Below are 14,911 nucleotides of genomic sequence, written 5' to 3'. Positions count from 1 at the left end.
GGGCACGCTAGCGCACGAACTGACTCGCGTCGTTGGCCAGGTCGAGCAGCGGCTGGGGGAGCGCGCCGAGGGCCAGGGTGATCGCCGCTGATACGACGACCGCGGCCATGCTCAGCGAACTCGGCACCACCACCGTCGGCGCGTCGTCGGGCGGGTCGGTGAAGAACATCAGCACGATCACGCGGACGTAGAAGTACGCGGCGACCGCGCTGGCGCACACGCCGACGATCACGAGTGCCGACGCGCCGCCCTCGGCCGCCGCCTTGAACACCGCGAACTTGCTGACGAAGCCACTGGTCAACGGGATGCCCGCGAACGCGAGCAGGAACAGTGCGAAGACCACGCCCACCAGCGGATGCCTGCGCCCCAGACCCGCCCACCGGGACATGTCGGTCTCCTCCTCACCGGCCGCGTTGCGCACCACGCTCACCACGGCGAATGCCCCCAGCGTGCTGAAACCGTATGCGGCGAGGTAGAACAGCGTCGCCGACAGCCCGCTCTCGTTGAGCGCGACGACGCCGGTGAGGATGAAGCCGGCGTGCGCGACCGACGAGTACGCCAGCATGCGCTTGACGTTGCTCTGCGACACCGCGGTGATGGTGCCCACCACCATCGTCAGGATCGCGACCGCCCACATCAGGGGGCGCCAGTCGTCGGCCAGCCCGGGCAGCGCCACGTAGAAGATGCGCAGCGTCGCGCCGAACGCGGCGATCTTGGTGGCCGCGGCCATGAAGGCGGTGACCGGCGTCGGCGCTCCCTGGTAGACGTCGGGGATCCACGAATGGAAGGGCACCGCACCGACTTTGAACAGGACGCCGACCGCAAGCAGCGCGACGCCGACGAGGGCCATCGTGGTGTCGCCCGTACCTGCCTCGACCGCGTCGCCGATCCCGGCGAGGCTCAGCTCGCCGGAGTAGCCGTAGAGCATGGCGATGCCGTACAGGAAGAACGCCGACGAGAATGCGCCGAGCAGGAAGTACTTGAGGGCGGCCTCCTGCGACAGCAGCCTGCGGTGCCGGGCCAGACCGCACATCAGGTAGAGCGGCAGCGACAGCACCTCGAGCGCGACGAACATGGTGAGGAGGTCTTCTGAGGCGCCGAAGAGCAGCATGCCGCCGAGGGCGAACATGGTCAGCGGGAAGATCTCGGTCTGTGCGACACCGGCTTTGGTGGCCTGAATCTCGGCGACGCTGCCCGGCACCGCCGATGCCTGCGGGGTGAACGCGTCGAGCCCGGCCGCGCCGTCGTCCGCGTCGACCTCGGAGGCGATGCGGCGCTCGGCGATCAGCAGCGTGCCGAGGATTCCGATCACCAGGAGGGTGCCCTGCAGGAACAGTGCGGGCCTGTCGATCGCGACCGAGCCCATCACCGCGGTCCTGCCGACCGAGTCGCCGAGGTCCAGCCACACCTTGACCACGGCGGCCAGTGCCGCCGCCTGGGCGGCCACCGCGACCGTCAGCTGCGCCGGGTAGCGGCCCCGGCGCGGTACGAAGGCTTCGATCAACACGCCGACGATCGCCGCGCCCAGCACGATCAGTAGCGGCGAGAGCAGTTCGTATTCGACCGTCGGCGGCACGAGGTTCATCGAGCGGGTCCTTCCTGCGCCACGCGCGGTGCCGGATCCTGCTGGCCGATGGTGGTCAGCGTATGGCCCACGGCCGGGTCGATCACGTCCAGCGCGGGCTTCGGATAGACCCCCAGCACCAACAGGATCGCGATCAAGGGCGTGATCACCAGCAGTTCCCGCGGCACCAGGTCGGGTATGGCCTCGTTGCCGACGGTGACCGGCCCCGTCATCATCCGCTGATAGGCCCACAGCACGTAGATCGCGGAGAGCACCAGGGCCAGTGCGGCGAACACCGCGAATACCGGGTAGACCGTGAACGTCCCGATCAGCACCAGGAATTCGCTGACGAACGGGGCGAGACCCGGTAGCGACAGCGTTGCGAGACCGGCGACGAGGAACGTGCCGGCCAGCACCGGCGCCACTTTCTGGACGCCGCCGTACGCCGCGATGGCGCGAGTGCCCCTGCGTGACACCAGGAAACCGGCGATGAGGAACAGCGCCGCGGTCGAGATGCCGTGGTTGACCATGTAGAGCGTCGAGCCCGACTGCCCCTGGCTGGTCATCACGAAGATGCCCAGGATGATGAACCCGAAGTGGGATATCGACGTGTACGCGATCAGCCGCATGACGTCGGTCTGCCCGATCGCCACGATCGCGCCGTAGACGATGCCGATCACCGCGAGCGTGATCACCAATGGACGGAACGTCATCGACGCGTCGGGGAACAACTGCAGGCAGTACCGCAGCATGCCGAATGTCCCGACCTTGTCGACCACCGCCATCATGAGCACCGCGGTCGCGGGTGTCGACTCCACCGCCGCGTCGGGCAGCCACCGGTGGAACGGCCACAGCGGCGCCTTGATCGCGAACGCGAACATGAACCCGAGGAACAGGGCGTTGAGCACCGCCGGATCGACGTCGAGCGCACCGCTGGACATCGCGTCGACGATGGCGCGGAAGTCGAACGTGCCAGAGGCGAACGCGTCGCTGCCCGCGGTGGCCACGTACAGCCCGATGACGGCGGCCAGCATGATCAGACCGCCGAAGAGGTTGTACAGCAGGAACTTCACCGCGGCCTTGCTCTTCTCCTGCCCGCCGAAGCCGCCGATGAGGAAGTACATCGGAATCAGCATCGCCTCGAAGAAGACGTAGAACAGCAGCACGTCCAGCGCCGTCAGCGAGATCAGCACCATGCCCTCGACCGCCAGCGTCAAGGCCATGTAGGCGTGTACCGAACGGGCGTGGTCGGTCGCGTCATTCCAGCCGGCGACGATCAGCACCGGGACCAGGACCGCGGTCAGCACCACCAGGGCCAGCGCGATGCCGTCGATGCCAAGGATGTACCCCGTGCCGAACGACGGGATCCAGTCGTGGTCCTCGACGAACTGGTACCGCGGGCCGCCGGGCTGGAAACTCATGGCCAGCAGCACGGTCACGGCCAGCACCACCAGTGACACCGCCAGCGCAGCGTACTTCGCGAGATGGCGTGCGCCCGACGGCAGCAGCATCACCAGGGCGGCACCGACCATCGGCACCGCCCACAGGATCGTCAACCACGGCATAGTCGTCACCAGACCCTCGCCGCCAGGACGGCCGCGACCACGACGGCAGCCCCGCCCAGCATGGACAGCGCGTAACTGCGGGCGAAGCCCGTCTGCAGTCGCCCGAGGCCCAGCGAGGAACCGCCGACGACGGCGCCCACGCCGCGGGACACCCCGTCGATGCCCTCGTCGTCGATCTCGACGAGACCGGCGGTGAGCATCTGGCCGGGCCGCATCAGGAATTCCTCGTTGGCGGCGTCGCCGTACAGATCCCGACGGGCGGCCACGGTCAGGGCGGAGACGTCGTCGGGGGCTGTCTCGAGCACCGGTCGCCTGCCGTACATCCGGTAGGCGACGAGGACCCCGACGGCGATGACCGACATGGTGATCACCGTCATCACCCATGCGGGGACGACGTGGTGCGCCTCGTGCGCGCCGACGACCGGCTCGAGCCAGTGCTCGAGCGTGCCGCCGATCGCCAGCAGCGCGCCGGCGCCGACCGAGCCCACCGCGAGCACGATCATCGGCAACGTCATCGTGGCCGGCGACTCGTGGGGGTGACTGTTGGGTTGCCAACGCCTTTCGCCGAAGAACGTCATCAGCATGACCCGCGTCATGTAGAACGCCGTGATGCCCGCGCCGAGTAGCGCGGCACCGCCGAGCAGGATGCCCTTGAGACCGCCTCCACCGAAGGCGGTCTCGATGATGGGGTCCTTGGAGAAGAAGCCCGACAGCGGTGGCACTCCGATGATCGCGAGGTAGCCGAGTCCGAACGTCACGAACGTGATTGGCATGTACTTGCGGAGCCCGCCATAGCGGCGCATGTCGGTCTCGTCGTTCATGCCGTGCATGACCGAGCCCGCGCCGAGGAACAGCCCGGCCTTGAAGAAGCCGTGGGTGAGCAGGTGCATGATCGCGATCGCATAGCCGGCCGGGCCGAGGCCCGCGGCGAGCACCATGTACCCGATCTGCGACATCGTCGACGCGGCGAGCGCCTTCTTGATGTCGTCCTTCGCGCACCCGATGATCGCACCGAACAGCAGTGTGACCGCGCCGACCACCACGACGCCGGTGCGGGCCGCGGGCGCCAGGTCGTACACCGGCCCGGACCGCACGATCAGGTACACGCCCGCCGTGACCATGGTGGCGGCGTGGATCAGCGCGGAGACGGGTGTCGGGCCCTCCATCGCGTCGCCCAGCCACGACTGCAGCGGCACCTGCGCGGACTTGCCGCATGCCGCGAGCAGCAGGAGCAGTCCGATGGCATTGAGTGCGCCCGGGGACAACTGCCCGGCGGCGTCGAACACGCCTGCGTAGGAAACGGTTCCGAGTTGGGCGAACATCACCATGAGCGCCAGCGCGAGGCCGATGTCGCCGACGCGGTTGACCACGAACGCCTTCTTGGCGGCAGTCGCCGCCGATGGCTTGTGCGACCAGAACCCGATCAGCAGGTACGACGCCAGGCCGACGCCCTCCCACCCGACGTAGAGGCCGAGGTAGTTGTCGGCGAGCACGAGCAGCAACATGGCCGCCACGAACAGGTTCAGGTAGGCGAAGAAGCGCCTGCGCTCCGGGTCGTGGGCCATGTAGCCGATGGAGTACACGTGGATGAGCGAGCCGACGCCGGTGATCAGCAACACGAAGCAGATCGACAGCTGATCCAGTTGCAGCCCGAAGTCCACCCGGAGTTCGCCGACCGGGAGCCAGGAGAACAGGGTCTGGTGCATCGCGCGGTCCTCGGCGCCGCGGCCCAGCAGGTCGACGAACAGCACCACCCCCACCGCGAACGACGCGACGGCGGTGGCCGTGCCCAGCAGATGCCCCCAGGCGTTGGTCGCCCGCCCGCCGAGCAACAACACCACCGCACCGGCCAGCGGTAGCGCGATCAGCAGCCACACCGGAAGTGTCACTAGTGCCTCAACAGGTTCGCGGAGTCGACCTCGGCCGACCGTCTGGCGCGGAAGATGGCCATGATGATCGCCAGCCCGACGACGACCTCGCAGGCGGCGACCACCATCGTGAAGAACGCGACCACCTGGCCGTCGAGGTGGCCGTGCATGCGGCTGAACGTCACGAACGCCAGGTTCGCGGCGTTCAGCATCAGCTCGACGCACATGAACATGACGATCGCGTTGCGGCGCAACAGCACTCCGGCCGCCCCGATGGTGAACAACAGCACCGACAGGTACAGGTAGTTGGTGGGATTCACGTCCCGCTCCTGGGCGTCAGGATGGCGCTGACGGACAGTTCGGAGTCGGACCCGTCGGGCAGCCGGGCCGAGATGTCGACGGCGTTGTGCCTGGCGTAGACCCCCGGGTTGGGCATGGGCGTCGGGTGACTGCCCGCGGAGAACCGTTCGATGGCCATCTCGCGCTGCGTCTTCCGGCGGCCGATCCGTTCCCGGTGCGCGAGCACCATCGCGCCGAGTGCCGCCGTGATGAGCAGCGCGCTAGTGAGTTCGAACGCCCACAGGTAGCGGACGAAGATCAGCGCGGCGAGGCCCTCGACGTTCCCGCCGGCATTGGCCTCGGCCAGGCCGGTGAATCCGCCCGCCGACGCGTTGCCGACACCGGCGATCAGCAGCAGTCCGAACGCGACGCCCGAGACGATCGCGGCCACCCGCTGGCCGCGGATGGTCTCGGCGAGTGAGTCCGCCGAGTCGACCCCGATGAGCATGAGGACGAACAGGAACAGCATCATCACCGCGCCGGTGTACACCACGATCTGCACCACGCCGAGGAAGATCGCGCCCTGGGCGATGTACAGCACTGCCAGGATGATCATGGTGCACGCGAGGAAGATCGCCGAGTACACGGCCCGCGGCGCGGCGACCATCGCGACCGCGGCTATGACGGCCAGTGTGCCGAAGGCGTAGAACAGCACCGCCTCACCGGTGGACGTGCGGAACGCGGCGTCGGCGGCGAGGACGAGTTCCGCCGTCACAGCACGGGTTCCCTCGGTGTGGCGAGCCCGTCGGCGGTGACGTTGCCGCGGTAGTAGTCCTCGTCGGTGCTGCCCTCGGCCATCCCGTGCGGCGGTGGTGTCATGTCCGGCTGCAGCGGGGCCAGCAGCTTGTCCTTGCCGTAGATGAGGTCGGACCGGTTGTCGTCGGCCATCTCGTAGTCGTTGGTCATCGTCAGCGCCCGGGTGGGGCAGGCCTCGATGCACAGGCCGCAGCCGATGCACCGCAGGTAGTTGATCTGATAGACGCGGCCGTACCGCTCACCCGGGGAGAAGCGTTCCGCCTCGGTGTTGTCGGCGCCCTCGACGAAGATCGCGTCGGCCGGGCAGGCCCAAGCACACAGCTCGCAGCCGATGCACTTCTCCAACCCGTCCTCGTATCGGTTGAGTTGGTGGCGACCGTGATAGTGCGTTGCGGTCGGACCCGGCTTCTCCGGATACTCCTCGGTGATCGGCTTTTGGAACATCGCCTTGAACGTGACGCCGAAACCGGCGACCGCGTCGATGAAGTTCGGTTTGCTAGGCACGGGTGACCTCCTTGCTGGGGATCGGGGGAGTCGGGAACGAACCCGAGTCGGGAGCGGGGCCGGGGTCGAGCCGGATCCGCCTGCGGCGCATGCGCTTTCCGAGGTAGGCGAGCAGGCCGACGCCCACCACCGCGCTCGCGATGACGAGGAAGACCGCGAGCCCGTCGTACCCCTCGGCGCGCAACGTGCGCACGATCGCGACGGTCATGATCCACACCAGCGAGATGGGGATCAGGACCTTCCAGCCCAGATTCATGAACTGGTCGTAGCGCATCCGTGGCAGCGTGGCCCGCAGCCACATGAAGAAGAACAGGAACATCCAGACCTTCGCCACGAACCACAGCAGCGGCCACCAGCCGGTGTTCGCGCCGTCGATCAGGCTGATCGGCCACGGTGCCTGCCATCCGCCGAGGAACAACGTGGCGGCCAGCGCCGACACCGTCGTCATGTTGACGTACTCGGCCAGCATGAACATCGCGAACTTCAGCGACGAGTACTCGGTGTGGAAGCCGCCGACCAGCTCGCCCTCGGCCTCGGGCAGGTCGAACGGCGCGCGGTTCGTCTCGCCGACCATCGAAGTCACGTAGATCAGGAACGACGGCAGCAGCAGGAAGACGTACCACAGGTCGCGCTGCCCGGCGACGATCTCCGAGGTCGACATCGTGCCTGAGTAGAGGAACACCGCGGCGAACGACAGCGCCATGGCGATCTCGTAGGACACCACCTGAGCGCTGGAGCGGAGCCCGCCGAGCAGGGGGTAGGTCGAACCGGATGCCCATCCGGCCAACACGATTCCGTAGACCCCGATCGACGTGACCGCCAGCACGTAGAGCACGGCGACGGGCAGGTCCGTCAGCTGCAGTGGGGTCTGGTGACCGAAGACGCTGACCATGCCGCCCATCGGGATGACCGCGAACGCCATGATCGCCGGGACCACCGAGATGACGGGTGCCAGCAGGTAGATCGGCTTGTCGACGCCGGCTGGGACCAGCCCCTCCTTGAGGGCGAGCTTGACCCCGTCGGCAAGGCTCTGCAGCAGGCCGAACGGACCGACGCGGTTCGGTCCGTACCGCATCTGCATGCGGCCCAGAACTTTTCGCTCGACGAGGATCGCGACCAGCACCGTCAGCACGCAGAAAACGAAGATGCCCAGCGCCTTGGCGAGCACCAGCCACCAGGGGTCGCGTCCGAACGACGAGAGGTCGGGGTAGGTCACGACGGGTCACCTGCCCGGGTGATGCCGACGACCGAACCGGGTTGCGCTGCAACGAGTCCAAGCGGCGCCCACACGACGCCGTCGGGCATCGCGGTGATCTCCAGGGGGAGCGTGACTGCGCCCGCCACGACCACCGGATCGCCATCGAGCGCACCGATGGCTTCGGCGCTGGCCGGTGACAGCCGCGCGACGGCCGGCCGGGCCGTTCCGGCCAGATGCGGCTCGCCGTCCTGGAGCCGACCGTGGACGGCCCCGGTACCGAGCAGCATGCGCCATCCGGTGAGCACCGCGGTGCCCACCGGTGGCAGCACTGGCGCCTGCGGCGCGACGTCGGGAGCCTCCGCCGTCGATCCGTCCCAGGCGCCGAGTCGCATGATCTCGGCGCGGGTGCCCGCGGCGTCGCGCAGGGTCAGGTCGATGCCCACCTCGTCGGCGAGTGCCGCCAGGACGCGCATGTCGGCGGTGGCCTCGGGCGGCAGCGCGGGCTCGAAGGGCCGCAGCCTGCCCTCCCAGTTGACAAACGAACCGGCCTTCTCGGCGACGGGTGCCACGGGGAACACGACGTCGGCGCGCTCGGTTACGTCGCTGTGCCGCAGTTCCAGGCTGACGACGAACCGTGCGGCGTCCAACGCGAGGCGCGCTGCCTCCGGATCGGGCAGGTCGGCGAGTTCGACGCCGCCGACGAGCAGTGCGTCGAGGGACCCATCGAGTGCAGCGGCCAGTATCGCCGACGTGTCTCGCCCGGCCTCTGAGGGCAATTCGTCGACGTGCCATGCCGCGGCCACCTCGGCGCGGGCGCGGGCGTCTTCGACCGGGCGGCCGCCAGGCAGGAGATTGGGCATCGCCCCGGCCTCCAGTGCGCCGCGGTCACCCGCGCGACGTGGCACCCACCCCACCCGGGCGTCCGCGGCTTGAGCGAGTCGAAGCACCGCGGAGTAGGCGCCGGGCGAGCATGCGAGCCGCTCGCCGACCAGCACGATCGTTCCGGGCGCGACGTCGGCGGCCAGCGCGTCGAGCGCGTCGGCCTCCCCGCCGGGCGGGGTGCTGACGAGCGTTCCGCCCAGCTTGGCCAAACCCCGGCTGGCGAACGGCGCGACGGCGGTGACGGCAAGGCCACGCTTGCGCACGGCCTTGCGCAACCGCAGGAAGACGATCGGCGACTCCTCCTCGGGCTCGAACCCGACGAGCAGCACGGCGGGCGCGGCCTCCAGATCGGCGTACGTCACCGCCATCGAGCGGCCCGCCACGGCCGCGGCCAGGAAGCGCGCCTCCTCCTCCGAATGGGCGCGGCTGCGGAAGTCGACGTCGTTGGTGCCGAGCACGATTCGCGCGAACTTGGCGTAGGCGTAGGCGTCCTCGAGCGTCGCGCGGCCCCCGACCAGGACGCCGGTGCGGACGGCCGCCGACGTCAGACCACGAACCGCAACAGCGACGGCCTCCGACCACGACGCCGGGCGGTGGGTGCCGTCGGGCGTGCGGATCAACGGGGTGGTGATCCGGTCGCCCTGCCTGGCGTAAGTGAACGCCCAGCGACCCTTGTCGCAGTTCCACTCCTCGTTGACCTCGGGGTCGTCACCAGCGAGGCGGCGCAACACCTTTCCGCGCCGGTGATCGGTGCGCTGGGCGCATCCAGAAGCGCAGTGCTCGCACACGCTGGCCGACGACACCAGGTCGAACGGTCGGGCCCGGAAGCGGTAGGCGGTCCCGGTCAGCGCGCCAACGGGACAGATCTGCACGGTGTTGCCGGAGAAGTACGAATCGAACGGCTCTCCGGCCGCGATCCCGACCTGCTGCAACGCGCCGCGCTCGATCAGTTCGATGAACGGATCGCCCGCGATCTGATTGGAGAACCGGGTGCACCTCGCGCACAGCACGCACCGTTCGCGGTCGAGCAGCACCTGCGACGACAGATTGATGGGTTTCGGGTAGGTCCGCTTGACGTCGGTGAAGCGGGAGTCGGCCCGGCCGTTGGACATCGCCTGGTTCTGCAATGGGCACTCGCCGCCCTTGTCGCACACCGGGCAGTCCAGCGGATGATTGATCAGCAGCAGTTCCATCACGCCGTGCTGCGCCTTGTCGGCGACCTCCGAGGTGAGCTGTGTGCGCACCACCATGTCGGGCGTGGCGGTGGTGGTGCAGGACGCGAGCGGTTTGCGCTGTCCCTCCACCTCGACCAGGCACTGACGGCAGGCGCCGACGGGGTCGAGCAGCGGGTGGTCGCAGAACCGGGGGATCTGGATGCCCATCAGCTCCGCGGCACGGATCACCAGAGTGCCCTTCGGCACGCTGATCCGATGGTCGTCGATGGTGAGCGAGACCATCTCGACCTCGGCCGGGGCCGGCGTCGTGCGGGACTCGTTCCCGGTCTTGTCCTCGGCAGTCGTCATACGCCAACCCCTTCCGGCGCTGCGAGCATGGATGCAAGAGGGTCGAACGGGCACCCGCCGTCGAGGTGTGCGAGGTACTCGTCGCGGAAGTACTTGACGGACGACAGGATCGGGCTCGCCGCGCCGTCGCCGAGCGCGCAGAACGACTTACCGAGGATGGCGTCGGAGACGTCGAGCAGTTTGTCGATGTCCGCCTCGCTGCCTTGCCCAGCCTCGAGCCGCGCGTATATCTGCGCCAGCCAGTACGTGCCCTCGCGGCACGGCGTGCACTTGCCGCACGACTCGTGGGCGTAGAACTGCGTCCACCGCCGCACCGCACGCACCACGCACGTCGTCTCGTCGAAGATCTGCAACGCCTTGGTGCCAAGCATGGAACCCGCCTTGGCCACGTTCTCGTAATCCAGTGGCACGTCCAGGTGTTCGGCCGTCAGCAACGGCGTGGAGGATCCGCCTGGGGTCCAGAACTTCAGCTCGTGCCCGGCCCGCACCCCGCCGGCGTACTCGAGCAGCTCGCGCAGCGTGATGCCCAGCGGCGCCTCGTACTGACCGGGACGGGTGACGTGACCGGACAGCGAGTAGAGCGTGAAGCCCGGTGACTTCTCCGACCCCATCGACTTGAACCAGTCGACGCCGCCGGACACCACCGCTGGGACGCTGGCGATCGACTCGACGTTGTTGACCACCGTCGGGCACGCGTAGAGGCCTGCGACGGCAGGGAACGGCGGCCGCAGCCGAGGCTGACCGCGCCGGCCCTCCAGGGAGTCGAGCAGCGCGGTCTCCTCACCGCAGATGTAGGCGCCGGCCCCCGCGTGCACGATCAGGTCGAGCCCGAAGCCCGAACCCATGACGTCGCTGCCCAGATACCCCGCCGCGTAGGCCTCCGCGACGGCGGACTGCAGCCTGCGCAGCACCGGCACCACCTCGCCGCGCAGGTAGATGAACGCATGCCGCGCCCGGATCGCATACGCGGCGATGATCGCGCCCTCGACGAGGACGTGCGGGTTGGCCATCATCAACGGCATGTCCTTGCACGTACCGGGTTCCGACTCGTCGGCGTTGATCACCAGGTACTTCGGCTTGGCCCCCGGCCCGTCGTCACCCTGGGGGATGAATGACCACTTCTGGCCCGTCGGGAAACCCGCGCCGCCGCGGCCGCGCAGTCCGGACTCCTTCACCAAGGCGATGACCTCGTCGGGAGTCATCGCCAACGCCTTGCCGAGACCCTGATAGCCGTTGTGGCGACGGTAGGACTCCAGGGTCCACGACGACGGCTCGTCCCAGTAGCGGCTCAACACGGGTGCGAGGGTCATGGCTGGCGACCGTTCGTCGGTGGCGCCTCGGGTGCGGGCGCCGGTTCGTTGCGCGCCGTCTCCGCCGCGATGTGCTCCTCGTCGGGTGCCTCTGCCGCTTGGGGCTTCTCGCCCGGCGACGGCGCGCTCATGCCGCGTTCCCGGGCCACCTCGAGACCGACCAGCGTCGCCGCACCCGGCATGCCGTCGTTGGCGCCGGGACGGTCGTCGGGGAAGCCCGCCAGGATGCGCGCCGTCTGGCGGAACGTGCACAGCGTTGCCCCGCGGGTGGGGGTCACCGCCTGGCCTGACCGTAGGTCGTCGACGAGATCGCGTGCCGACGAGGGGGTTTGGTTGTCGAAGAACTCCCAGTTCACCATCACCACCGGCGCGTAGTCGCAGGCGGCGTTGCACTCGACGTGCTCGAGGGTGACCCGGCCATCGGGTGTGGTCTCGCCCGCGTGCACCCCGAGGTGCTCCTCGAGGACCTCGAGGATGGCGTCACCTCCCATGACGGCGCACAGCGTGTTGGTGCACACGCCGACCAGGTACTCACCGGTCGGCGTGCGTCGGTACATCGAGTAGAAGGTGGCCACGGCGGTGACCTCGGCGGGGCTCAGCGCCAACCGGTCCGCGCAGAACGCGATGCCCGCGGGAGTCAGGTAGCCGTCCTGCGATTGCACCAGGTGCAGCAGTGGCAGCAGGGCCGATCGCGGGTGCGGGTACTTGGCGATGATCACCGCTGCGTCGTCGGCGAGTCGGGCGGTGACGTCGGCGGGATAGGCCTGCGGGCCGGCCGTGATCGGCGGCCCGGCTTCGTCGGGCCGCTGTCCCAACTGGAGTTCTACGAGTGTCACCTGTCCACCCCGCCCATCACCGGATCGATCGACGCCACCGCCGCAATCGCGTCGGCCACCATGCCGCCCTCGCACATCACCGCCACCGCTTGCAGATTCGTGAACGACGGGTCGCGGTAGTGCACGCGGTACGGGCGCGTGCCGCCATCGCTGACCATGTGCACGCCCAGCTCGCCGCGCGGCGATTCGACCGCGGCGTACACCTGCCCGGCAGGCACGCGAATGCCCTCGGTCACCAGCTTGAAGTGATGGATCAGCGCCTCCATCGAGCTGCCCATGATCTTCGCGATGTGCTCGGGGGAGTTGCCAAGGCCATCGGGGCCGATCTTCAGGTCCGCGGGCCAGGCCAGCTTCTTGTCGGTGATCATCACCGGCCCGGGCCGCAGGCGATCGAGGCACTGCTCGACGATCTTGATCGACTCCCGCATCTCATTGACGCGAATCATGTATCGGCCGTAGGCGTCGCACTCATCGGTGGTGACGACGTCGAACTCGTAGTCCTCGTAGCCGCAGTACGGCTGCGCCCGGCGCAGATCGTGGGGCAGCCCGGTGGAGCGCAGCACGGGACCCGTGATCCCGAGCGCCATGCAGCCGGTCAGGTCGAGGTAGCCGACGCCGACGGTGCGCGCCTTCCAGATGTAGTTCTCGTTGAGCAGGTTCTCCATGTCGTACAACCGCTTCGGCAGCAGTACCAGGAGTTCCTGCAACTGCGGGATGGCCTCGTCGGGCAGGTCGGCGGCCAACCCCCCAGGCCGGATGAAGGCGTGGTTCATCCGCAGACCGGTGATGGTCTCGAACATCGACAGGATAAGCTCCCGTTCGCGGAACCCGAAGAACATCGCCGACATCGAACCCAGCTCCATGCCGCCGGTGGCCAGCGCGACGAGGTGGCTCGAGATGCGGTTGAGTTCCATCAGCAGCACGCGAATGACGCTGGCGCGCTCAGGAATATCGTCGGTGACGCCGAGCAGCTTCTCGACGCCGAGGCAGTACACCGTCTCGTTGAAGAACGGGGACAGGTAGTCCATCCGGGTGACGAACGTGACGCCCTGGGTCCAGGTGCGGTATTCGAGGTTCTTCTCGATGCCGGTGTGCAGATAGCCGATGCCGCAGCGCGCCTCGGTGATCGTCTCGCCGTCGATCTCGAGGATCAGCCGGAGCACGCCGTGCGTCGACGGGTGCTGCGGCCCCATGTTGACGACGATGCGGTCGCCCGCCGACGACGCATCGCGTGCCGCCGCGACGACGTCCTGCCAGTCTTGCCCGCCGACGGTGACGAGTGTCTCGCGGCGGTCGGTGTCGTGATCGGTCACTAGTTGTAGGCCCTCCGCTGGTCGGGCGGAGGAATCTTGGCCCCGTGGTATTCCACAGGGATGCCGCCCAACGGGTAGTCCTTGCGTTGCGGATGCCCGACCCAGTCGTCCGGCATCTCGATCCTGGTCAGTGCGGGATGGCCGTCGAAGACGAGCCCGAAGAAGTCGTAGGTCTCCCGTTCGTGCCAATCGGTGGTGGGATACACCGAATACAGCGATGGCACATGGGGATCGGCGTCCGGTACGGCCACCTCCAACCTGATCCTGCGATTGTGCGTGATCGACATCAGCGGATAGACGGCGTGCAACTCCCGTCCGACGTCACCGGGATAGTGCACGCCCGACACCCCCAGGCAGAGTTCGAATCGCAGCGCAGGCTCGTCGAGCAGCGTGCGGGCGACGGCCACCAGGTGCTCGCGGCGCACGTCGAGGGTCAGCTCGTCGCGGAACACCACCACGCGCTCGATCGCGGCATCGAAGGCGTCGTCACCGAGGCTGGCCACGAGCGTGTCGACCACCTCGTCGAAGTAGCCGCCGTAGGGCCGAGGTGAACTGGCAGGCAGCGCCACCTCCCGGATCAGCCCGCCGTAACCGGACGTGTCGCCGCTACCGTGGACGCCGAACATGCCCCGGCGGGCGCCGATCACCTCGCGGCTCTCCTCGGCGCCGGTGGCGCTGCCGTTCTCGACGTCGGTCATGGCCGCAACAACCCGGTGAACTCGATGGTCGGCCGCGATGCCAGTGCCGCCTGCTCGGCGGCCGCGATCGCCTCGGCGCGGTTGACGCCGAGCGGCATCTCCTGAATCTTCGCGTGTAGCTTCAAGATCGCGTTCATCAGCATCTCCGGCCGGGGCGGGCACCCGGGCAAATAGATGTCTACCGGCACTATGTGGTCGACGCCCTGCACCACGGCGTAGTTGTTGAACATCCCGCCGGAGGAGGCGCAGACACCCATCGCCAGAACCCATTTCGGTTCGGCCATCTGGTCGTACACCTGGCGCAGCACTGGCGCCATCTTCTGGCTGACGCGGCCGGCGACGATCATCAGGTCCGCCTGGCGCGGCGTTGCCGAGAACCGCTCCATGCCGAACCTGGCGATGTCGAAGCGCGGTCCGGCCGTGGCCATCATCTCGATGGCGCAGCAGGCCAGCCCGAACGTCGCGGGCCACAGCGAGCCCTTGCGGACGTAGCCCGCCACCTTCTCGACGGTGGACAGCAGGATGCCGCCCGGCAGGCGTTCTTCGAGTCCCATT

General features: G+C 68.4%; 13 protein-coding genes. All 13 read right to left on the bottom strand.

What is annotated here, in order from left to right:
* Positions 1–7 precede the first annotated feature (7 nt).
* From nuoN to G6N61_RS10920, 13 genes are read right to left on the bottom strand one after another with little or no spacing between them, the layout of a single operon-like run.
* Complete coding sequence (gene nuoN / locus G6N61_RS10980) at positions 8–1,585, bottom strand: NADH-quinone oxidoreductase subunit NuoN (RefSeq protein ID WP_163918555.1); 1,578 nt, start codon at positions 1,583–1,585, stop codon at positions 8–10.
* Positions 1,582–3,129: an NADH-quinone oxidoreductase subunit M gene (locus G6N61_RS10975; protein WP_179973659.1), complete on the bottom strand. Its 1,548-nt coding sequence runs from the start codon at positions 3,127–3,129 to the stop codon at positions 1,582–1,584. The genes nuoN and G6N61_RS10975 overlap by 4 nt, the downstream gene beginning before the upstream one ends.
* A 5-nt stretch (positions 3,130–3,134) precedes the next feature.
* Positions 3,135–5,018, bottom strand: a complete 1,884-nt coding sequence (gene nuoL, locus G6N61_RS10970; protein ID WP_163918554.1) for an NADH-quinone oxidoreductase subunit L — start codon at positions 5,016–5,018, stop codon at positions 3,135–3,137.
* Entirely contained in the window at positions 5,018–5,317 is a 300-nt protein-coding gene (nuoK, locus tag G6N61_RS10965; protein WP_163918553.1) for an NADH-quinone oxidoreductase subunit NuoK, read from the bottom strand. Before nuoK ends, nuoL begins: the two co-directional genes overlap by 1 nt.
* Positions 5,314–6,051, bottom strand: coding sequence for an NADH-quinone oxidoreductase subunit J (locus G6N61_RS10960; protein ID WP_163918552.1), 738 nt, complete (start codon positions 6,049–6,051; stop codon positions 5,314–5,316). The genes nuoK and G6N61_RS10960 overlap by 4 nt, the downstream gene beginning before the upstream one ends.
* Positions 6,048–6,596 (bottom strand): NADH-quinone oxidoreductase subunit NuoI, encoded by a 549-nt coding sequence (nuoI, locus tag G6N61_RS10955; RefSeq protein ID WP_163918551.1) that lies wholly within the window; start codon positions 6,594–6,596, stop codon positions 6,048–6,050. The genes G6N61_RS10960 and nuoI overlap by 4 nt, the downstream gene beginning before the upstream one ends.
* Complete coding sequence (gene nuoH / locus G6N61_RS10950) at positions 6,589–7,812, bottom strand: NADH-quinone oxidoreductase subunit NuoH (RefSeq protein WP_163918550.1); 1,224 nt, start codon at positions 7,810–7,812, stop codon at positions 6,589–6,591. The genes nuoI and nuoH overlap by 8 nt, the downstream gene beginning before the upstream one ends.
* Positions 7,809–10,199 carry an NADH-quinone oxidoreductase subunit G gene (locus tag G6N61_RS10945; protein WP_163918549.1) on the bottom strand — a complete coding sequence of 797 codons (2,391 nt, stop codon included), beginning with the start codon at positions 10,197–10,199 and terminating at the stop codon, positions 7,809–7,811. Before G6N61_RS10945 ends, nuoH begins: the two co-directional genes overlap by 4 nt.
* Positions 10,196–11,509 carry an NADH-quinone oxidoreductase subunit NuoF gene (gene nuoF / locus G6N61_RS10940; protein WP_163918548.1) on the bottom strand — a complete coding sequence of 438 codons (1,314 nt, stop codon included), beginning with the start codon at positions 11,507–11,509 and terminating at the stop codon, positions 10,196–10,198. The genes G6N61_RS10945 and nuoF overlap by 4 nt, the downstream gene beginning before the upstream one ends.
* Positions 11,506–12,345, bottom strand: a complete 840-nt coding sequence (gene nuoE / locus G6N61_RS10935; RefSeq protein WP_163918547.1) for an NADH-quinone oxidoreductase subunit NuoE — start codon at positions 12,343–12,345, stop codon at positions 11,506–11,508. Before nuoE ends, nuoF begins: the two co-directional genes overlap by 4 nt.
* Positions 12,342–13,658 carry an NADH dehydrogenase (quinone) subunit D gene (nuoD, locus tag G6N61_RS10930; RefSeq protein ID WP_163918546.1) on the bottom strand — a complete coding sequence of 439 codons (1,317 nt, stop codon included), beginning with the start codon at positions 13,656–13,658 and terminating at the stop codon, positions 12,342–12,344. Before nuoD ends, nuoE begins: the two co-directional genes overlap by 4 nt.
* Entirely contained in the window at positions 13,658–14,356 is a 699-nt protein-coding gene (locus tag G6N61_RS10925) for an NADH-quinone oxidoreductase subunit C (protein WP_163918545.1), read from the bottom strand. The genes nuoD and G6N61_RS10925 overlap by 1 nt, the downstream gene beginning before the upstream one ends.
* Entirely contained in the window at positions 14,353–14,910 is a 558-nt protein-coding gene (locus G6N61_RS10920) for a NuoB/complex I 20 kDa subunit family protein (RefSeq protein ID WP_163918544.1), read from the bottom strand. The genes G6N61_RS10925 and G6N61_RS10920 overlap by 4 nt, the downstream gene beginning before the upstream one ends.
* Between the last annotated feature and the right edge of the window lies 1 nt (position 14,911).

The organism is Mycolicibacterium arabiense, assembly GCF_010731815.2.
GTDB classification, from domain to species: Bacteria; Actinomycetota; Actinomycetes; order Mycobacteriales; family Mycobacteriaceae; genus Mycobacterium; species Mycobacterium arabiense.
Note: the sequence above shows the minus strand (reverse complement) of the source record. Positions and strands in the feature narration are given on the sequence as shown.